Annotated in this window: 18 protein-coding genes; 9 read left to right on the forward strand and 9 right to left on the reverse strand. The window is 68.8% G+C overall.

Going from position 1 to position 19,097, the window contains the following annotated elements; all coding sequences use genetic code 11:
• Positions 1-136: 136 nt before the first annotated feature.
• On the forward strand, positions 137-1,240 hold the full coding sequence (locus tag IEY70_RS03405; protein WP_189063600.1) for a 3-deoxy-7-phosphoheptulonate synthase: 1,104 nt from the start codon (positions 137-139) through the stop codon (positions 1,238-1,240).
• Here IEY70_RS03405 and IEY70_RS03410 read toward each other — a convergent pair.
• From IEY70_RS03410 to IEY70_RS03420, 3 genes are all read right to left on the reverse strand, one after another.
• Positions 1,230-2,270, reverse strand: a complete 1,041-nt coding sequence (locus IEY70_RS03410; RefSeq protein ID WP_189063601.1) for a permease prefix domain 1-containing protein — start codon at positions 2,268-2,270, stop codon at positions 1,230-1,232. The two genes, IEY70_RS03405 and IEY70_RS03410, sit on opposite strands and share 11 nt — an antisense overlap.
• Complete coding sequence (locus tag IEY70_RS03415) at positions 2,267-2,596, reverse strand: PadR family transcriptional regulator (RefSeq protein ID WP_189063602.1); 330 nt, start codon at positions 2,594-2,596, stop codon at positions 2,267-2,269. Before IEY70_RS03415 ends, IEY70_RS03410 begins: the two co-directional genes overlap by 4 nt.
• A 145-nt stretch (positions 2,597-2,741) precedes the next feature.
• Positions 2,742-4,754, reverse strand: coding sequence for a carbohydrate binding domain-containing protein (locus IEY70_RS03420; RefSeq protein WP_189063603.1), 2,013 nt, complete (start codon positions 4,752-4,754; stop codon positions 2,742-2,744).
• Positions 4,755-5,244: 490 nt separating this feature from the next.
• On the opposite strand from IEY70_RS03420, the gene IEY70_RS03425 reads away from it, so the two are divergent.
• From IEY70_RS03425 to IEY70_RS03440, 4 genes are all read left to right on the forward strand, one after another.
• Positions 5,245-5,424, forward strand: a complete 180-nt coding sequence (locus IEY70_RS03425; protein WP_189063604.1) for a DUF2256 domain-containing protein — start codon at positions 5,245-5,247, stop codon at positions 5,422-5,424.
• A complete protein-coding gene (uvsE, locus tag IEY70_RS03430; protein ID WP_229777593.1) occupies positions 5,421-6,338 on the forward strand; it encodes a UV DNA damage repair endonuclease UvsE in 918 nt (305 codons plus the stop codon). Before IEY70_RS03425 ends, uvsE begins: the two co-directional genes overlap by 4 nt.
• A gap of 106 nt (positions 6,339-6,444) precedes the next feature.
• Positions 6,445-7,368 carry a hypothetical protein gene (locus IEY70_RS03435; protein ID WP_189063606.1) on the forward strand — a complete coding sequence of 308 codons (924 nt, stop codon included), beginning with the start codon at positions 6,445-6,447 and terminating at the stop codon, positions 7,366-7,368.
• Between the two features lie 63 nt (positions 7,369-7,431).
• A complete protein-coding gene (locus IEY70_RS03440; RefSeq protein WP_189063607.1) occupies positions 7,432-7,974 on the forward strand; it encodes a 3'-5' exonuclease in 543 nt (180 codons plus the stop codon).
• A 51-nt stretch (positions 7,975-8,025) separates the two neighbouring features.
• Here IEY70_RS03440 and IEY70_RS03445 read toward each other — a convergent pair whose 3' ends face one another.
• Positions 8,026-10,092, reverse strand: a complete 2,067-nt coding sequence (locus tag IEY70_RS03445; RefSeq protein WP_373290740.1) for a phosphodiester glycosidase family protein — start codon at positions 10,090-10,092, stop codon at positions 8,026-8,028.
• 138 nt (positions 10,093-10,230) lie between these two features.
• Between IEY70_RS03445 and mglB the strand changes: the two genes are divergently transcribed.
• Entirely contained in the window at positions 10,231-10,716 is a 486-nt protein-coding gene (gene mglB, locus IEY70_RS03450; protein ID WP_189063608.1) for a GTPase-activating protein MglB, read from the forward strand.
• A 68-nt stretch (positions 10,717-10,784) separates the two neighbouring features.
• Complete coding sequence (mglA, locus tag IEY70_RS03455) at positions 10,785-11,375, forward strand: GTPase MglA (RefSeq protein ID WP_189063609.1); 591 nt, start codon at positions 10,785-10,787, stop codon at positions 11,373-11,375.
• Positions 11,376-11,531: 156 nt separating this feature from the next.
• On the opposite strand, the gene IEY70_RS03460 is transcribed toward mglA, so the two are convergent.
• The gene (locus IEY70_RS03460; RefSeq protein WP_189063610.1) at positions 11,532-12,644 is read right to left on the reverse strand and encodes an FtsW/RodA/SpoVE family cell cycle protein; all 1,113 of its coding nucleotides are present in this window, start codon (positions 12,642-12,644) and stop codon (positions 11,532-11,534) included.
• Positions 12,641-13,960 carry a UDP-N-acetylmuramoyl-L-alanine--D-glutamate ligase gene (gene murD, locus IEY70_RS03465; RefSeq protein WP_189063611.1) on the reverse strand — a complete coding sequence of 440 codons (1,320 nt, stop codon included), beginning with the start codon at positions 13,958-13,960 and terminating at the stop codon, positions 12,641-12,643. The genes IEY70_RS03460 and murD overlap by 4 nt, the downstream gene beginning before the upstream one ends.
• An 89-nt stretch (positions 13,961-14,049) precedes the next feature.
• Between murD and IEY70_RS03470 the strand changes: the two genes are divergently transcribed.
• The gene (locus IEY70_RS03470) at positions 14,050-15,279 is read left to right on the forward strand and encodes a hypothetical protein (protein ID WP_189063612.1); all 1,230 of its coding nucleotides are present in this window, start codon (positions 14,050-14,052) and stop codon (positions 15,277-15,279) included.
• A 24-nt stretch (positions 15,280-15,303) separates the two neighbouring features.
• Here IEY70_RS03470 and trmFO read toward each other — a convergent pair whose 3' ends face one another.
• Both trmFO and IEY70_RS03480 read right to left on the reverse strand, forming a co-directional pair.
• Positions 15,304-16,698 carry a methylenetetrahydrofolate--tRNA-(uracil(54)-C(5))-methyltransferase (FADH(2)-oxidizing) TrmFO gene (gene trmFO, locus IEY70_RS03475; protein WP_189063613.1) on the reverse strand — a complete coding sequence of 465 codons (1,395 nt, stop codon included), beginning with the start codon at positions 16,696-16,698 and terminating at the stop codon, positions 15,304-15,306.
• 76 nt (positions 16,699-16,774) lie between these two features.
• Complete coding sequence (locus IEY70_RS03480) at positions 16,775-17,218, reverse strand: hypothetical protein (RefSeq protein WP_189063614.1); 444 nt, start codon at positions 17,216-17,218, stop codon at positions 16,775-16,777.
• A gap of 217 nt (positions 17,219-17,435) precedes the next feature.
• On the opposite strand from IEY70_RS03480, the gene IEY70_RS03485 reads away from it, so the two are divergent.
• Complete coding sequence (locus IEY70_RS03485; RefSeq protein WP_189063615.1) at positions 17,436-17,792, forward strand: hypothetical protein; 357 nt, start codon at positions 17,436-17,438, stop codon at positions 17,790-17,792.
• A gap of 77 nt (positions 17,793-17,869) precedes the next feature.
• On the opposite strand, the gene IEY70_RS03490 is transcribed toward IEY70_RS03485, so the two are convergent.
• The gene (locus IEY70_RS03490; protein ID WP_189063616.1) at positions 17,870-18,982 is read right to left on the reverse strand and encodes an ISAs1 family transposase; all 1,113 of its coding nucleotides are present in this window, start codon (positions 18,980-18,982) and stop codon (positions 17,870-17,872) included.
• Positions 18,983-19,097: the final 115 nt, after the last annotated feature.

Below are 19,097 nucleotides of genomic sequence, written 5' to 3' on the forward strand. Positions count from 1 at the left end.
CATGACCAGTCGCGGCGCCTTCTTTTATTGGTTCGGTTCACACCGGGCCTAGGTGCGCTGTACCCCCGCCGCCCGGTGAGCCCCCAGAGGCCACCGGGTCTTTTCTTTCCCTCCACCCCACCCCCGAGGAACCCCCATGACGCACCCGGACCCCATCATCGAAGCTGGCCGTACCGAGAACCTCAACGTGAGCGGCTTCACGCCCCTGATCACCCCCCGCGCCCTGAAAGCCCTGCATCCCCTGACCGCGCAGGCCGAGGCGACCGTCCTGGCCGGACGCAAAGCCGCGCAGGACATCCTGCACGGCCGAGACGACCGCCTGCTGGTCGTGGTCGGCCCCTGCTCGATCCACGACCACGAGCAGGCCGTCGAGTACGCCCACCGCCTCGCGGCGCTGCGTGAACGCGTGAAGGACCGCCTGGAAGTGCACATGCGCGTGTACGTGGATAAACCCCGCACCACCGTCGGCTGGCGCGGCTACCTGCTCGACCCGGACATGGACGGCAGCAACAACATCAACCGGGGCCTGGAACTGACCCGCAAACTCATGGTGCAGGTCAGCGAGATGGGCCTGCCCGTCGCCACGGAACTCCTGGACCCCTTCGCGCCGCAGTACGTGTTCGACGCGGTCGCCTGGGCCTGCCTGGGCGCGCGCACCACCGAAAGCCAGACGCACCGCGTCATGAGCAGCGCCGTGTCCGCCCCGATGGGCTTCAAGAACGGCACGGGCGGCGGCATCAAACTCGCCGTGGACGCCATCGTCGCCGCCGCCGCCCCGCACGCCTTCTTCACCGTCGACGACGACGGACAGGCCTGCATCGTCCACACCCTCGGCAACCCCGACGGGCACGTGATCCTGCGCGGCGGACGCGGCGGCCCCAACTACGCCCCGCAGTTCGTCAGGGAAGCCGCCGACCTCATGCGCGCCGCCGGACTCGACCCGGCTGTCATGGTGGACTGCTCGCACGCCAACAGCGGCAGCGACCACACCCGTCAGGGCCTCGTGTGGCGCGACGTGCTGCACCAGCGCGCCGCCGGGCAGGACGCCGTGCGCGGCCTGATGATCGAGAGCAACCTCCGCCCCGGCAAGCAGGGCATCCCCGCCGACCTGAGCACTCTGGTGCCCGGCCTGAGCGTCACGGACGCCTGCGTCGGCTGGGACGAGACCGAGGCGCTGCTGCTCGAAGCGCACGCCGCGCTGGGCGAGCTGGCGCTGGGCCGCGAGACCGTCAGCGGCTGAGGTCCGGTTGCGGCCAGGGAAGGTCCGGCGTGCCCTTGCGCCAGTTGGTCGGCCCGTCCTGTATGAAGGTCACGTTCAGGGCGGTGCCATTCCTGGCCGGGTGCCGCCGGTGGTCAGCGGGCATTACCGAGTACAGGTACGCCACCTTCATCTCCTGCCCGTCCTCCCGCCACATCACGCTCCGCTGCTTCCCGCCCGGCTGGGTGTAGTCCAGGCCGTACACGGCCAGGGGCGTCCACTCGTTCATGGGCAGCACCCGGGCTGAGCGGTGGTTGCTGCTCCGGATGTCCCGGACGGTCCATGAGGTCCGCCCCCAGCTGCCCTGAATCCAGTCGAGGCCAGCACGGGGTGGAAGGTCCGCCAGACAGGTGGGAGATGCGCGGGAAGGGTCTTTCTCGGCGGGCCAGGTCAGGGCCGCGAACAGCGCCAGCCCGTCTCCTTCGCACAGCTTGGCGTCCCAGGGACTGCTTCCCAGCACGGCCCGTGCCAGCCGCACCCGGTTCGGCCCTGTGCCCGGCGCGGGAACCAGCTGGTGGGCGGACAGTGAGGCGCGCCCCTTCGTCTGCGCCAGCGGTGTCAGGGCCACATACACCCACTCGGTCGTCGGCGGAACCCGCAGGGTGGCGGCCAGCATCTGACCACGGGGGGCGTCCGGTGTGGCGAGCACGTCCCGCAGGTCGTCGCTGCTCAGGTCCTGCGACCAGTTCCAGCTGGCCTCGCGCACGCCGGGCAGCGGGAGCGGCACGTTCTTCCACACCCACCAGCCTCCACCACCAGTCATCAGGGCGGTCAGGAGCGTCCAGCCCAGCGCGGTCGTGAACACGTGCCCCAGCAGGGCGCGGTTGGTGCCCGTCGGGTGGCCCATGGCGGTCACGGCCAGATGCTCGGCCTCCTCGCGGCTGAATCCCTCGGCCTCCAGTTGCCGCACCCGGTCGAGCAGGTGCGTGCGGAGTTCGGCGGCGACCTCCAGGCGTTCGTGGCGGGGCAGGCCGGTGGTGGCGCGGCGGACGTAGCGGGACACGCGGCTCACGCGAGGCTCCGGCTGATCAGGGCGTTCACGGCCGCCTGGAGTTTCTGCCATTCGCCGCGCCGCCGCGTGAGTTCCTGGCCGCCGCTGTCGGTCAGGGTGTACACCTTGCGGGGACTGCCGCCGCCGGGGGTGGGGTGCCACTGGCCCTCGATGAGTCCGGCGCGACTGAGGCGCAGCAGGGCGGGGTAGAGGGTGCCCTCGCTGAGTTCGAACAGGCCGCCGCTGCGGGTGCCGATATGCTGCGCGAGTTCCAGGCCGTAGCGGGGCTGTTCCTGAACGGCCGCGAGGATGACGAGGTCGATGGTGCCGGATTTGAGTGGGTTCAAGGGAGACCTCCGGAGCAATGCCTTGTGATGCAAGGCTTGCTGGGCAAATCATGCGACGGGCTGCCAGCCACGGCAAGCGAGAATGACCGGCAGCGAAATCCCCCACCCTGGCAGGCGTCCAGGGTGGGGGAGAGGTCCGTTCAGGTCAGGGGTTCTGCACGAGCCTGAAGTCCCGGAAGCTCAGGCCGTAGCTGCTGCCGGGCGTGCCGACCGCGCCGAGAATCTGGAGTTGCGCGGCGGGGTTCGTGGCGGCCGCCGTGAAGGTGTACGTGAAGGGCTGCTCGGTGGCGTTCAGGGCGGCGGTCTTGTCGAGGTAGCGGGCGTAGCTGCCGCCGTTCTCGCCGATCACCACGGCGACCTCGCGGGCGTCGGTGGCCCTGCCCTTGAAGGTCAGGGTGTAGGACTTCCCGGCGGTCAGGGGCACGTCGGTCTGGTTGAGTTGCACGTGCCAGTTGTTGGCGGGGTCCACGTCCCTGACGTTCAGGGTGACGGTGCCGCCGCCGACGCTGGTGGTCAGGCGTTCCGGGACGTTACTCCAGGTGGTCCAGTACGCGGTGCCGGGCACGCCTGTGATGCCGGGGTGGTTGGGGCTGTCCTGCGTGAACGCGGCGTTGTACAGCAGGTTCCCGTCGGCGGCGGGTGGGCGCGCCCCGGCGGCGTTCCCGATGCGCTTGACGACCACGTTGTCGATCCAGACGGGGCCGGTGCCGGCGTTCCCGAGGTTGAATTCCAGGCGGGTGGCGGCGTCCGTGGTGGCTTTCATGTCGAAGGTGACGGTCTTGCGTTCCTTCGTGGTGCCCAGTTGCAGGGTCTGCTCGCCGGAGTACGCGGCGTACCCGCGGTCCTGCCCGCCGCCGACTTTCAGCATCATGGGCCGCGCGGTCTGCGCCCAGGCGTCGAAGGACACCTCGTACTTCCCGCCGGTTTCCACGTTCAGGCCGTCCTGCCGGACCTGCACGGCGTAGTTCACGCTGCCGGGGTTGGTGATATCGACCTTCAGGGCCTTCCCGGCGGCCACGTCGTTGCTCAGGGTGGCCTGCCCGTCACTGCGGAACAGCGTCCAGTACGCGCTCTGGGTCACGCCGTCCAGGCGGGGGGCGTCGGCGGTGACGCGCTTGTCGTCGTCGGCCCAGTCGAAGGACTCGTTGAACACGAGGTTCCCGTCCTGCTGGGCGTCACGGGCCTCGGCGGGCGTCCAGGGGTACTTCATGTCGGGGCGGGCGCCGGGACTGGCGGTCTCGCCGGTCAGGCCGTACACGCGCACGTAATCCACGCGCATCTCGGCGGTGTCCGGGGTGCTGGCGTCGGGGTTCCCGTCGAAGTTGCCGCCCACCGCGAGGTTCAGCAGCAGGTGGAAGGGTTTGTCGAACGGCGCGGGCCAGGCGTGCAGGTCGGCGTCACTGGTGGGCGGCGTGCCCCTGGCGCTCCACCAGGCGGTCTTCTCGCTGGTCAGTTGGCCGTCGATGAACCACTGGATCTTGCCGGGCGTCCATTCCACGGTGTAGGTGTGCCACTGGTCCATGGTGCCGCCGTTCGGGAAGTTCACGGTGGTGCCGGAGTACACGTTGTTCGGCCACTGCCCGCCGTAGTGCAGGGTCTGCGCGAGTTCCGTGGGTTTGCTGCCCCAGCCCTCGGCGATGTCGATCTCGCCGCTGGCGGCCCAGACGCCGTAGGGGTTGGGTTCTTCCGGCAGCAGCCAGATGGCGGGCCACAGGCCCTTGCCGGTGGGGAATTTCGCGCGGATCTCGAATTTGCCGTAGGCGCGGCTGAACTTCCCGGCGGTGCGGATGCGCGCGGAGGTCCAGTCGAAGGTGCTGTTCTGGCCGTTCGCGGTTCCCTGGTACGCGCCCCGGCGGGCCGTGATGACCAGTTCGCCGTTCTCGACTCGCAGGTTCTCGGGCCGGTCCGTGTAGTACTCCAGTTCGTTGTTGCCCCACCCGCTCACGTAGTCGCTGCCGGACATGAAGCCGTTGCCGATCTGCGGGGTCCAGTTGGCGCTGCTGAGGCTGGTGCCGTTGAATTCGTCCTGCCAGACGGCCTGCGGTTCGGCCGCACCTGACCGCGTGCAGCCGGCCAGCAGTGAGGCGGTCAGGGCCACGGCAAACAGGCGGGCGGTGCGGGCGACCGGGCGGGTGGGGCCTTTCAGTGAGCTGTTCATGCTGACTCCTGGGGAGCAAGAAGACCTGCTGCCACCGGACCCGCGCAGACGGGGCCTTGTGGGACGGCAGAACGGGGCGGCCCGGAAACGGGGGAGGCCGGTGGGCATGGGTTGGAGCGGGGCTCCTGCTGGACTGTCTGTACCGCCTGAGCCTAAGCAATTCTGAAAACGCTGTCAAGCTGCGCAGAGCAAGGATGAAGGTGCATGATGCCCGGCCGGAGTCATGCGTCAGAAAGGTCCGCGTGATGCTGAGGAGAAGAATAGAGCGACCCAGACACCTAAATCCGGCGATATAGTGCAGATTGAGGGTGCGGGTATCTCTGGCGGGCGTCCTCTGGATGACCGGGGCGTCATTCTGAAATGTGACGGGTGACACCAGAAGTTTTGAAAGCGCTTTCAAAACTAGAAGACGTCCCTCTTCACTCACCATGAAGGCCACCCCGGAGGGATCGCACACTCTGCCCCCACCCCAGCAGGCACACTCGGAAGCATGAGCCCCACCACTGCCCGGCGCCCCGGCGGAGGCCGCAAACCCAGCGAACGCCCCAGCAAACCCTGCGCCCACTGCGGCCTGCCCTTCACGTGGCGCAAGAAATGGGAACGCGACTGGGACAACGTCCTGTACTGCTCGGACCGCTGCCGCGCCGCCGCCAAACGGGACCGCCCGTGACAGCCACCCCGAACGCGGGCAGCCCCGCCTACGGCCTCGTATGCCTGACCACCGGCCCCGAGGTCCGGTTCCGCACCATCACTCTCACCCGCTACCGCGCCCTGACCCCCACCGCGCGCGAGGGTGCCCTGCTCGACCTGTACGCCGACAACATCGCCCGGCTGCGCGCCGCCGCCACCTTCTGCCAGGAACGCGGCATCCGCCTGTACCGCCTGAGCTCCAGCCTGTTCCCCATGCTCGACCTCGCCGGAGACGACACGGGCGCCGCCGTCCTGACCCACCTCGCCCCGCAACTGACCCGCGCCGGACAGGCCTTCACGGACGCCGGTATCCGCGTGCTGATGCACCCCGAGCAGTTCATCGTGCTGAACAGCGACCGCCCCGAAGTCCGCGGCAGCAGTTTGCGTGCCATCAGCGCCCACGCCCGCGTCATGGACGACCTCGGCCTGACCCGCACCCCCTGGAACCTGCTACTGCTGCACGGTGGCAAGGGCGGCCGCGCCGCCGAACTGCGCGACCTGATCCCCGACCTGCCGGACGCCGTGCGCCTGCGCCTGGGCCTGGAAAACGACGAACGCGCCTACAGCCCCCGCGACCTGCTGCCCGTCTGCGAGGCCACCGGCACGCCCCTCGTGTTCGACGCGCACCACCACGTCATCCACGACCGCCTGCCCGACCAGGAACACCCCAGCGTCCGCGAGTGGGTCCTGAGTGCCCGCCGCACCTGGACACCCCCCGACTGGCAGGTCGTGCACCTGAGTAACGGCATCGACGGCCCCCAGGACCGCCGCCACAGCCGGCTGATCACCCACCTGCCCAGCGCCTACCACGACGTTCCCTGGATCGAGGTCGAAGCCAAAGGCAAGGAAGAAGCCCTGGCCGCCCTGGCCGCAGCCCCGCCCGCACTGACCTGATCCGATCCCTACCCACGCTGGCACGCCGGGCGCCTAGCACGCCGCCGCCCCGCATGCCGCCGCAGATGCCCCGACGGCCGGGCTGTCCGCCCGGTACGCTCTGGGCATGACCCAGCGTTCAGTCCGATCCCTGACCCTGACCGCCCTGCTGACCCTCCCCCTGACCGCGCACGCCGCTGGCATTCTGGGCACCAGCGTCACGCAGGCGCAGATTCAGCAGTCCGCGTTCTGCCAGTCTTACGACTGCGGCGAACCGTTCGTGCGCGGCCGGGAATGGCAGTACCCGTTCAGTCGCTACCAGGGGCTGTCCATCACGCGCGAATCCGCCGAACCCGGCAGCCGCGTCGTGGATGTTCAACTGTGGGTCCGGAACGACGGTCTGAACGCCGCTGCCGACCGCGCCGCCTTCCAGCAGATGCAGAAACTCGCGCTGGGGTACGTGCCGTATACCGGCGCCGTTGAATCCTGCTACGGCGCGAACTTCACCCGCACGCTCGTCGACAGCCCGGACGAACGCACCCAGGGCGTCACCTGCGAGAAATGGGACAGCTCCACCGATTTCAACGTCACGGTCAGCCCGGCATTCCTCGCGCGGACCGCGCCCGCGCCCGCCACGCTCACGACCGGCCCCACCAAACTGAACACCTGGAAATTCACGGGGTGCGCCTCCCAGAGCGGCACGAACGCCTACCTTCAGATGGGCGAGGCCGCCCGCTGCACCCTGCGCATCGAGACCAAGGGCGCGCAGAGCGCCGTGGTCCGCGCGGACTTCCAGTACGAGATCGAGTACGTGCAGAACGGCCAGTACGTGAAAAAACTCCTGCCAGACGTGGAAACCTGGGTGGCCGGCCGCACACCCGGCACCCTCGACCCGCGCCTCAGCCAGAACGGGCGGGTCGTCACGGCGTCCGTCAGTCTGGCCGTGAAGAAGGTTCCGGACCGCACCGTCACCAGCCTGAACACCATCGCCCGCCTGACGTTCGCGAACGGCACCGTGAAGACCGCGTACGAACCGCTGCTGGTCCGCTGACCCGCCCCTCCCGCCCCGCACACCCCACAGAGGCTCCGCCCCGCACGCGCTACGCTGCGGGGCGTGAATGTTGTCGTGTTCGACCTTGAAACCACGGGCCTCTCACCGGAACGGGACGGCATCGTGGAAATCGGCGCGGTGCGCATCGTGGACGGTCAGGTGCAGGAACACCTGAAGTACGAGACGCTGGTGCGCCCCACCACCCCCGACGGGCAGACCCTGATGATTCCCTGGCGGGCCGAGCAGGTGCACGGCATCAGCAACGCAATGGTCCGCACCGCCCCGACCATTGCCGAGGTCCTGCCGGAATTCATCGAGTACGTGAACGGCTGGCCGGTCGTGGCGCACAACATCGGCTTCGACGGCGGGTTCATGCGCGCCAACGCCCAGCGGCACGGCCTGACCTGGGCGCCCGCCAGTGAGCACTGCACCGTGCAACTCTCGCGCCGCGCCTTCCCGAAGGAACGCGCGCACAACCTGACGGTCCTGGCCGAACGGCTGGGCCTGAACTTCGCGCCCGGCGGCCGTCACCGGTCGTTCGGTGACGTGCAGGTGACCGCGCAGGCCTACCTGCGCCTGATGGAACTGATCAAGTTGCGGGCCTGACGTGGGCGTGGGCCGTGCAAAACAGCCTGCGGCGCCGTGCCCACGCCTCACCTACTTCTTCGCGGCGGCGGCCGTGCCGGGGCGCGGCACCAGCACCAGCGCGTTGGGCACGGTGCGGCTCCAGACGGTGTTCAGGTACCCGCCCAGGTCGGCGTACCCGCCCGTGACGTACGCGGTGGCGCTGCTGCCACTGTCGAGCCGCACGGCGTCCCGCACGCCGGCCCCGGCCAGCGCGGCGGCGAACGTTTCGGGACTGCCGTACTCCAGGTAGGCGATGGTGGGCCGTCCGCTCAGCGTGCCGAACGCCACCTGCCGGGTGGGTCGCCAGATGCTGGCGGTCGTGTTGAAGCCCTCGCGGACCGGGTCCACCACGACCTTCCCGCCCTGCACCAGCAGCGGCCCGGCGCTCAGGGCGTCCACGGCGCCGCTCCAGGGGGCGTCGGTGGCGCGCCAGTCCAGCGTGACGGTCAGCGGCGACCCGGCCGCGCGGGGTAACTGCGGAAAGCGGGCGTGGTCGAACGTGACGGCCAGCGTCCCGGCGGGCGGAACGACACTTCCCGTGAAGGCCCGCAGGACGCTGCTGCTGCCCGGCGTGACGTACAGCGTGGTCAGGCTGTCCGCGCCGACGCTGCTGCGGCCGTCACCGACGAAGGCGGTCAGCAGGTCCGGGGCGGGCCGGGCGCGCACGCTGTTCACGGTGACGCTGTACGGCGCGCCGTCCGGGTCCGCGCCGCTCAGGACGTAGCGGGGGCGGGGGTACCCGAACAGCGTGTCGCCCTGCGCGGTCACGCCCAGCGTCGCGCGTTTCTCCAGACTGCCGGAAGTCATCAGGCCGCCCACGGCGACCAGATCGACCGGCAGGTTGCTGCCCGGATCGAAGTACCCGCCGTTCACGCCCGCCACGCCGCCCGCCGCCCGCACGAGGTCCGCCACGCCGCTGGCCCGCCCGGCCGGGGCGCTGACCACGCGCGTCTGGTACAGCGCCGGGTCGAAGCTCAGCAGGTGCAGTTTGCCCTGCTGGCGGTACGTGACCCCGGTGGGCAGCGTGTCCGGGTTCACGGGCGGCGGGACGCTGGTGTCGGTGTAGGTGGTCGTGTCGATCACGATGCGGGCCGGGCTGTCCAGCGTGAAGATCTCACTGCGGCCCCCGCCGGTCCCCAGGAACAGGCTGCTGCCGCCCGCCGTGAGGTCCAGGGTCAGGGCGTCCCCGGATTCCAGGGTCTGCTGCACGGGCGAGCTGCTCACGCCGGGCAGCGTGAGGCGCAGTCCGCTGGCCTCGCGGTTCACGCTGTACGCGACGGCGCGTGCGTCCGGCACGTTGAATTCCAGGACCACGCGCTGCACTTCCACGCTGCGGTGCATGCTGCGGCTCACGCGGATGGTGCCCAGGTTCGCGGTCGGCTGGAACGCCGGGGTGGGGGCCGCCGGGGGCAGGCTGACGGCAGGCCGCGCGGGCGAGGCGGCCGGACGCGGGGTCGCTGGCGCCGGGACGGGCAGGGAGGGCTGCCCCGCCTGCGCGGGGGTGGCAGGTGCAGGGACTGCGGGCGTCTGTGTTGCGGGTCCCGGTGTTGCGGTCCCCTGTGCCGTGGTCCCCTGGGCTGCGGGGGTCTGGGCTGCGGGGGGCTGGGGCGTGGGAGGCAACGTCGCGGTGGGCACGCGGGCCGGGGCAGCGAAATCCAGCAGGTCCGGCGTGTCCGCCAGGATCCGCACGCCCAGCACCTCCAGCGCCGCCAGCGGCACGAACAGGCTGCCGCCCGCCAGTTCCGGCAGCGGCAGCCGCGCACTCAGCGTGAACCCCACGGCCCGCCAGCCGGTCTGCGGCGAGAAGCGCAGTTCCCGCGTGCCCAGTTGCAGCCGCAGGTCCTGCGGATCGTTGCGGACCGCGACCCCCAGGCGCGGCAGGGTCCACACGGCCAGCGCCTCGCCACTCACGAACTGCCGGGAGTCCAGGCCCGCACTCTGCCGTAACCCGCCGATCGCCACGGGGCGCGCGGCGGCCACGCCGGACACCAGCAGCGCCGACACGATGGCCGCCCTGCCCAGCCATCCCAGTCGCCTGCCCACCTGAAGGTCCGTGCCTGCCTGCCCGCTGTTCCCCTGAACGCCCCTGATCCTCACGCGGGCGAGTGTAACGCCGCCGCCCCCGCCTGCGGGTGAGCGGCCCGTCAGGTTCCGCGCCGTCCACGCGGATTAATTCACGCGCGCCCGGCAGTCCGTCAGGCTCTTGTGTGAAAGGCTTCCTATACTGGCAGCCATATGATTGAACCTTCACTGGCGCTGTACGGAGACGCGTTCGAACGCGTGGATCAGCTGATTCAGGACCTGCTGGAAACCACCGGCGTGCGCTACGGTCTGCTGGTCGACCGCAAGGGCTTCGTGCTGTCGCACAAGGAAGCGCTGTGGGCGCCGCGGCCCCCGGCGCTCGACAGTGTCGCCACGCTGGTCGCCAGTAACGCCGCCGCAACCGCCGCGCTGGCGAACATGCTGGGCGAACGCACCTTCAGTGAACAGATTCATCAGGGCGAGAACGGCACCCTGTACGTCGAGTCGGTCGGCACGGACTCCCTGCTGACCCTGATCTTCGACGCGAGCGTCCCGCTGGGCAAGGTGAAGGTGTACGCCAAGAAGAGCATCACGCAGATCGCCGCGATTCTCGAGGAACTCAAGGACATCCCCCCGGTGCAGCTGGGCGAGGACTTCAGCCAGGGCGCCAGCGCACTGCTCGACGACCTGCTGGGCTGAAGGGCCCGCACCTCTGTTCCTTCCTCCTATCCCCTCACCCTGACCCGGCGTCACAGGAGACCTCGCCCATGAGCACCATCAACTTCGCTGCGCGCGAAATCAACTGCAAGATCGTGTACTACGGCCCCGGCATGAGCGGCAAGACCACCAACCTCAAGCACGTGTTCTCCAAGGTGCCCGGCCACCTGCGCGGCGAGATGGTCAGTCTGGCCACCGAGGACGAACGCACGCTGTTCTTCGACTTCCTGCCGCTGGACCTGGGCACCGTCCAGGGCTTCAAGACCCGCTTTCACCTGTACACCGTGCCGGGGCAGGTGTTCTACAACGCCAGCCGCAAACTGATCCTGCGCGGCGTGGACGGCATCGTGTTCGTGGCCGACAGCGCCCCCAACCGCCTGCGCGCCAACGCCGAGAGCATGCGCAACCTCCGCGAGAACCTCGCCGAGCACGGCATCGACGTGAAAGAAGTGCCGATCGTGCTGCAGATCAACAAACGCGACCTGCCCGACGCGCTGCCCACCAGCATGATCCGCTCCGTGATCGACCCGCAGGGCGAACTGCAACTGTTCGAGGCGATGTCCGACAAGGGCGTCGGCGTGTTCGAGACCCTCAAGACCGTCAGCCGCCTCGTGCTGGAACGCCTGTCCCAGAACAAGTAATACGGACTCCGATTGAATAGCTTGTAAAGGCGTTCAATCCGAGCGGATACGAGTAGGAGAGAAACGGAATCCGTATAACCGTCGCACTGGGCATGCAGGACGTGGGCAGCGGAGTGAATTCCCCGCTGCCCACGTCCTGCATGCCCCCCCTCGCCGTCAGTCGGCGCTGAGCGGCAGGGCGTCCGGGCTCTGGCTTTCCTCGGGCAGGTGGCGGCGCACCTCGCGCATGGCGGAGTGGATGATCGCCAGGGCGAGACTCATGGTCAGCATGCTGGAAAAGCCGTAACTGACGAGCGGCAGCGGCACGCCCGTGACGGGGAAGACCCCGGCGGCGACGCACAGGTTCACGAAGGCCTGCCCGACGATCATGAACATCGACCCTATCGCGAGGATGCTGGCGCCGTGAATCTCGGGCGTCATGGGACGCACGCGGCTGGCGAGATGCGCGACCTCCAGCGCCGTGGCGACGATCAGCCAGTACGCGAACAGCAGCATGGCGACGCCCAGCAGGCCCGACGTGAAGCCCACGGACGCGACGATCATGTCGGTGTGCTCGCCGAAGTAGTTGAAGCGCAGGCCGTCCGGCCCCTGGCCCCACAGACCGCCGAAGTTCAGGTCCCGGTGCGCCATCCCGATCTGGTCGAGGCCGATCTCGCGGATCTGCTCGGCGTTCTGGTGCGAGGTCAGGCGGGACATGATGTACGGGTGCCGTTCCAGGTACGTGCCGATCAGCGGCAGGATCATCATGGTGATGGCCAGCAGCAGCCCGCTGATGTTGCTGATCCGCACCCCGGCGGCGTACATGAGGATGATGCCCAGCCCGAACATCAGGACGCTGGTGCCCAGGTCCGGTTCGACCAGCACCAGGATGGTGGTCAGCAGGATCATGCCGGTGGCGCTGATGAGTTTCTTCTGCACGCCGCGCCGCGCGAAGAACGACGCGAGCATCAGGACCAGGCCCAGTTTGCCCAGCTCGGACGGCTGGAAGCGCACCGGGCCGAAATCCAGCCAGCGGCGCGTGCCTGCACTCTCGGCAGTACCGACCCCGATGAACGGCACGAGCAGCAGCAGAAACAGCGTGAACCCCCAGAACCACGGGCCGACCCGCAGGAACGCGCGGGGACGCAACCGGGCCAGCGTGAGGGTCAGCAGTACGGCAACGACCATCTTGCTGCCGTGCTCGAGGATCTTGTCGGGTTCGGTCGTGGCGATCCCCAGCAGCCCGAGGCTCATGAGCATGATCTGCGCGATGACCAGTTGAACGCTCACGCGCGGTCCCCCAGGCGGGCGGCCAGGGCGCGGGCGGCGCGGCTGAAACTGTCGCCCCGCTGCCGGTAATCCCGGAACTGATCGAAGCTCGTGCCGATCGGGGCCAGCAGCACCGTGCCCTGCGCCTCCCCGCCCGCGCTGCCCAGGGCGTCCAGGCCCGCCTGCACCGCGCGGTCCATGCTCTCGTCGCCGGTGTCGCCCGGCACGGCCCGGTAGGGGAGGCCCAGCCCGCGGGCCAGGGTCTCGCCGTCCTCACCGAACGCGATGACCTGCGCGACCCGCCCGGCCGCCGCCGCCCGCAGCGGCGCGAGGTCCGCGCCCTTGTCACGGCCGCCCACCAGCCACGCGACCGGAGGCGTGGCCCGTTCCAGCGCCGCCTGCACCGCCAGGGTGCGCGTGGCGATGGAATCCTCGATGAAGCGCACGCCGCCCACGCGGGCCACCGTCTCGAAGCGGCCCTTCACGGGGGCGGCCGTGCCCAGCGCGCCGGCCAGCACGCCCGTATCGACCGGGCGGCCCAGGTGCCGCAGCAACGCCTCGGCCGCCAGGATCGCCGCCGCCGCGTTCGCCGGGTGAATGCCGTCCGGCAGCGCGTCGGCGTCCAGCACGGGCGTCCCGTCGGCCAGGGCCAGCCTCGCGGGCGTGAACGGCTGAAGGTGGGCGCGCGTGGGCACGGTCAGGTCCGCCGGGACGATCAGCACGTCCCCGGCCTCCTGCGCCGCCGTGATGTTCAACTTGGCCGCGTGGTACGCCCCGACCGTACCGTGCCGGTCGATGTGATCCACGCCCAGGTTCGTGATGACCGCCACCGGCAACCGCACGCCCGGCACCCGCTCCAGCTGAAAGCTCGACAGTTCCACGACCGCCACCTGCGCCGTGTCCACCACGTCCAGCAGCGGCGGGTCGATGTTCCCGCCCTCGCGGGCGTTCAGGCCGCACGCGCGCAGCAGGTGCGCGACCAGCACGGTCGTGCTGCCCTTCCCGGCCGTGCCGGTCACGCCCACCATCGGCAACGCGGGCCGCAGCCGCGCCGCGAGCGCCACCTCACCGATCACCTCGGCCCCCGCCGCCCGCAGCGCCGTCAGGTCCGGGTGATCAATGGGCACGCCCGGCGCGGCCACCACCGTCCGGTAGGGGCGGGTCACGTCGCCCCGCTCCCAGCCCAGTTCGTCCATCAGCGCGAGGTCCTCTGCCGCCGGGCGCGCGTCCAGCCACTCGCCGCGCACGCCCTCCCGCGCCAGGAACCGCGCCGCGCCGCGCCCACTCCGTCCCAACCCGTACACCAGCACCCCGTCAAGCTTCACGCCACCCACCATAGAACAGCGCCGCGCCCTTGTGTTCTGCGGGTTCCAGGGCAAACAATCGAACACCACACCCCGCGCCGATTCCCCCCTGGAGGTCACCCATGCCCACCCACCCCGCGCCGTCCGTCCTGACCCTGCTGGGCGCGGCCCTCGCGTGCGCCGCGTCTGCCGGGGGCAGCGCTCCCGCTGACCGGTCGCTGCCATCTCCCGTCCTGAGTACCCCCGTGCGGGAGGTCGCGGTGGCCGCCGCACCCGACGGCACCGTGTTCCTCGCGGCCCTCAGCGACAGCGGGCAGTTCAGTAGCGGCCGGGGCACCTTCACGGCCCGCACGCTGCGCGCCTGGAAGGCCGCGCCCGGCGGCCCCTGGACGCCGCTGCCCCGCCAGGACGGAACCGGGGTGGGCGGCCCCCTCGGCCTGAACGACCGCCACCCGCGCCCCGCCGCGAACCTGAACCTCAGCGCCGACCGGCACGGCAGCGCCGTCCTGGCCTGGAACGAGAACTACGGCGACAACGACATCGTGCAGCTGCGCGCCCTGCGGCCCGGCGGCTGGACCGACTGGCCCGGTCGCTACCTGGGCGACGACCTGCCCTACGCCGCCCGCACCCGCGCCGTCGCCGCCTGGAAGGGCGAGGCGGTCCTCGCCTGGGGCGAATTCCTGCGCAATCCCGACGGCAGCCAGCTGACCGTGCGCCGCTGGAACGACGCGGCCCGCAGCTGGGTGCGCGGCCCCGCCTTCAACGACCCACGCGCCTACGCCCGCACGCCCGCGCTGGCCCTAACCCGCGCCGGGCAGCCCGTCGTGGCGTGGCTTCAGGGCGACGTGACCGCCGCCCGCGTCCTCGCCGCCCGCTGGGACGGACAGGCGTGGCAGGCCATGGGCGGCCCGCTGAACCGGCACCCGCCCGGCTACGTCGCCTCCACCCGCCTCGTACTGGACGGGCAGGACCGCCCCATCGCCGCGTGGCTCGAAGACCACGCCGGACAGGACACCCTGTACGCCGCCCGCTGGGACGGCCAGCACTGGCAGCCGCTGGGCGGCCCGGTCAGCGCCGCGTTCGCCTCGGCCCCCACCCTGAGTACCGACCCCGCCGGGCACGCCGTCCTCGCCTGGGTGCAGGAACGCGGCGGCCAGGGGCAGGTGCACGCCGCCCGCTGGACCGGACAGCACTGGCAGGGATTGGGCGTGCAGAACCGCGACCCGCGCCGCGACGCCCGCAGCCCCAGCGTCACCACCGACGACGCCGGACGCACCACCCTCGCCTGGAGGGAAGACGGGGGAGGCGTCTACCAGATTCAGCTCCGGCAGATTCAGCTCCGGCAGTTCTGAATCCTGTTCAGGCTACTCAGCGCCTTACGCTCCGGCGGGCTCTACTACTTCAGGCTCACGGACGGGCGGCGGCGTGACCGTCAGGCCCGCCTCGTCCTGCGCCCACGCCATGAACGCCCCCAGGCCCCGGCGGAACATCACCGGGCGTTTCTCGCGCTTACCCAGCTTGCGGGGCTTGCCGGTCCGCTCGTTGATCTCGGCCGGCAGTTCCGGCACCAGCGCCCAGTTCACGTTCATCGGCTGGAACCCCTTCGGGTTCGCGCTCGCCAGGTAACGGGTCAGGCCACCCAGCATGCTCTCGGCAGGCGGCGTGAGAGGTTCGAGGCCCAGCGCCAGTCGCGCGGCGTTCGTTCCGGCCAGCCAGCCGGTCGCCGCCGACTCCAGGTACCCCTCCGTGCCCGCCAGGACGCCCGCCACCAGCTTCGTCGGGTCGGCCTTCAGTTGCAGCGTGGACTCCAGCACCAGCGGCGCATTCAGGTACGTGTTGCGGTGCATCACGCCGTACCGGACGATCTCGGCGTTCCCCAGGCCCGGAATCAGGTTCACGACCACCTTCTGATCCCCCCACTTCAGGCCCGTCTGGAAGCCCACCAGCGACCACATGCGGCCCTCGCGGTCCTCCTGACGCAGCTGCGCCACCGCGTACGGCCAGCGCCCCGTCCTCGGATCGTCCAGCCCCTTGGGCGACATCGGCCCGAAGCGCGGCGTGTCGATCCCGCGCCGGGCGATCTCCTCGATGGGCATGCAACCCTCGAAGAACTCCAGCTTCTCCCAGTCGTGCGGCGTGTGCGCGCGCGCCTGCTCCAGCGCCCCGAAGAACGCCAGGTACTCGTCCTTCGTGAAAGGGCAGTTGATGTAATCCGCGCTCTGCTCGTACCGCCCCGCCCGCCACGCCACGTCCATGTCGATGGAGTCGAACGCGATCACGGGCGCCGCCGCGTCATAGAAGCTCAGGCGCTCGCTGCCGGTCAGGCGGGCCATGTCCGCCGCCAGCGCGTCCGACGTCAGCGGCCCCGACGCGATCACCGCGATGCCCTCCGGCACGGCCGTGACCTCCTCGCCCAGCACCTCGATCAGCGGATGCTCCCGCACCGCGCGCGTCACCCGCTCACTGAACTCGTCCCGCTCGACCGCCAGCGCATTCCCCGCCGGCAGTTTGGAGGCGTCCGCCGCGCCCACGATCGCGCCCCCCACACTCCGCAACTCGGCCTGAAGCAAGCCCTTGCTCTGCAACTCACCCTCGCCGCCCAGCGAGTTACTGCACACCAGCTCCGCGAAATTCCCGCTGCGGTGCGCCGGGGTCATCTTCACGGGCCGCATCTCATAGAGGCGCACCCGCACGCCCAGCCGCGCCGCCGCCAGGGCCGCCTCGGACCCCGCCAGTCCCGCACCAATCACTGTGATCATTCGCTCGCTCATCAAGACGGCAGTGTAGGGCAGACCTGTCTGCACGTTTGTGGGACGTCACGGTGCCGGATGGTTCGCGGCCAGCCTGTCAATCCTCGGCCTTCAGGCGCCGGCCCGCCCTGACCAGATGCAGTTCCCACAGGGCACTCCCGAGCAACCCGAGCGCCGCGCCACCCAGCGGTACCGCGTACAGAAAGATCATGAATGAGGTCGATGCCGCCTCCTCTCCGTACAAATACATCCCCCAGAGCATCGCCACGCCTGCCAGTGGACTGAATGGCAGGACCACGGCACTCAGCACGCACAGCAGGACCGTGCGGAACCAGGACCGGAGCAGGACACCCCAGCCGAATTCACTGCCCCCCGGCGACGCCACGTACAGGCCCCGGTAGCGGTACGACACCATCCGCGCCATCCTGGCATCACCTGGATCGGGGGCAGGACCGGTGGCCGGACGCGCGCGGCTGACTGGCAGGCCGAGGGCCAGGATCAGCGCCGCCAGCGTGAGCAGGCGAATCAGCGTCTCTACCATTAGACCTCCTGCGAAAGTGGGTTTTCGAGCCAGCCAGCCTCTTCGCTATTGTTGGCTGGCAGGAAGAAATCAGGCACGAGTCAGGAGTCAGAAGGACTTCCGCGGGAGGTCTACTGCGTTCAGGACGCTATTTCTGGCGAAGTGTCAGGTGCTGAGCTACTTGACCCGCTCAAGCACGCCTCGCTGCGTGGAGAGCGTTCAGTATGTTGGGGAGAAGATGTCCCGCCTTTTGACTCATCCTGTCCTGCTGGTGATTGGTCTCAACATACTCCTTGCCGGTATCAGCATCATTCCCGTACTAACCACTCCTGACATGCGCCCTCCACGTCAAAAATTTGAGAGGCTTTGCGCGAAAGAGCTTGATCGTCTAAAAGATTTAACAGAGGGCAGAGTTATACGAGCCGTAACTTTTAATTATAATACCAGAGGCGGAAAAACCCCCAATAGGGCAGATTTTAGTAGTTTTACAATTTCATATAATAAAGTATCGCTCAAGACAACTGGAAGCTGCCAATTTAAAGATAATAATGGTATTCCATCATTCATCATCGAAAATATAAAAACAGTCCAATAGTATTTCTACACGCATGCTGGTATATTCGACCTCCTGCGCAAGTGAGTTTTCAAGCCGCCCGGCCTCTCCGCAGGCTTTTATCTTGACGCGAGTTCAGGAATCAGGAGTTGAAGAGCGAGCAACGGATCAATGGTCAGGCGGCGCACCAGTGCTGTGATCTGACGAGTTCTTCCACTGAGCAGAGCAACCATCACGCCATTGAGCATCGCCCGTCCCTGTGCTCCTTTGCGCAACCGACACGCATCCTCGTGCAGCACGACATCCCGGCAATGGTGGCTTCGATTCTCTATACCCCAGTGACCGCGCCAGATGCGCTCCGCTTCCTGAGCCGTCAGCAGCCGGCTGCTGACGGCATACCGCACCTCAACCCGTTGTATGCCATCGCGGCGCGTGACCTGATGTTCTCGACGGATCAACGTCTGCACGCCACACAACCCGTCCTTGATGTCTTCCGGAACCTGCGCACCGGTGATCACCGACGTACGCCGCTCCCAGACTTCCCCACTGCGCCGCTCGACGTCCACGACGTGATCGTGCGCCGGGTATGTGAACGCGAACTTCGCCCATTCCTTGAGCGAGCGGGTGTTGTTCTTGAGTGGGACGAGGTAGGCTCCGCCTGCCTCGTCGATTCGAGTGGTGAGTTCCCGCTCGGTGTAGGCGGCGTCCAACGTCATGAGCCACCCGTTCCCGAAGAGGGTCGTGAGGGTGGGGAGCAGATCCTGCATCCCTTTGGCTTCATGACGCCCTGCTTGATCGACCTGCGCGACGGTCAGCGCCAGCTCATGGAAGAAGACCGATAGGAACGAGAGGGCCGTTCGGCCCTCTCGAGCGCTTCCTTTCAGGACTTTGCCGTCACCGGCAAGGATGACCAGGTGGTCATGCGCCGTGGGATGTTGAGCCTTCACCCAATCCAGCAGGGCGCGTTGCAGTTCAGGAAGATGCTGGTCCAGCGACCAGAAGAAGCGGTAGATCATAGCCTGCTGGGGGAGGCGGTCGAGGCCGAGGTGCTGGCACAGCACCTCGCGGTGTCCGGCGATCCACTGGGTGAGGGCGAGAATGTTGGGTGGTCCGGCGAGGAGGCCAGTGAGAATGACGGTCCAGAGGGCGTCCCACGGATAGTGGATGCGGGTAGGGGCACGCCAGTCGGGAATTTGAGTTAGAAATGGGAGCGGGCTGATGGGTGGTCTCACAACTCCCAATCAGCCCGTTTTGTTGGACCCGAGTCAAGATAAAAGCCTGGCCTCTCCGCTGTTCCTACCTGCAAGGAGGAATCCCGACACAGCTTTGAGCTTTAGAAGGACTTTC

Source organism: Deinococcus seoulensis (genome assembly GCF_014648115.1).
Classification (GTDB): domain Bacteria; phylum Deinococcota; class Deinococci; order Deinococcales; family Deinococcaceae; genus Deinococcus; species Deinococcus seoulensis.

Bases quoted from the DNA above. Each gene is read 5' to 3' on its own strand.
- IEY70_RS03420 (WP_189063603.1), bottom strand. From the start codon at position 4,754: ATGAACAGCTCACTGAAAGGCCCCACCCGCCCGGTCGCCCGCACCGCC.
- IEY70_RS03480 (WP_189063614.1), bottom strand. From the start codon at position 17,218: ATGGTAGAGACGCTGATTCGCCTGCTCACGCTGGCGGCGCTGATCCTG.
- murD (WP_189063611.1), bottom strand. From the start codon at position 13,960: ATGGTGGGTGGCGTGAAGCTTGACGGGGTGCTGGTGTACGGGTTGGGA.
- IEY70_RS03435 (WP_189063606.1), top strand. From the start codon at position 6,445: ATGACCCAGCGTTCAGTCCGATCCCTGACCCTGACCGCCCTGCTGACC.
- IEY70_RS03485 (WP_189063615.1), top strand. From the start codon at position 17,436: ATGTCCCGCCTTTTGACTCATCCTGTCCTGCTGGTGATTGGTCTCAAC.
- mglB (WP_189063608.1), top strand. From the start codon at position 10,231: ATGATTGAACCTTCACTGGCGCTGTACGGAGACGCGTTCGAACGCGTG.
- IEY70_RS03425 (WP_189063604.1), top strand. From the start codon at position 5,245: ATGAGCCCCACCACTGCCCGGCGCCCCGGCGGAGGCCGCAAACCCAGC.
- mglA (WP_189063609.1), top strand. From the start codon at position 10,785: ATGAGCACCATCAACTTCGCTGCGCGCGAAATCAACTGCAAGATCGTG.
- IEY70_RS03470 (WP_189063612.1), top strand. From the start codon at position 14,050: ATGCCCACCCACCCCGCGCCGTCCGTCCTGACCCTGCTGGGCGCGGCC.
- IEY70_RS03405 (WP_189063600.1), top strand. From the start codon at position 137: ATGACGCACCCGGACCCCATCATCGAAGCTGGCCGTACCGAGAACCTC.
- trmFO (WP_189063613.1), bottom strand. From the start codon at position 16,698: ATGAGCGAGCGAATGATCACAGTGATTGGTGCGGGACTGGCGGGGTCC.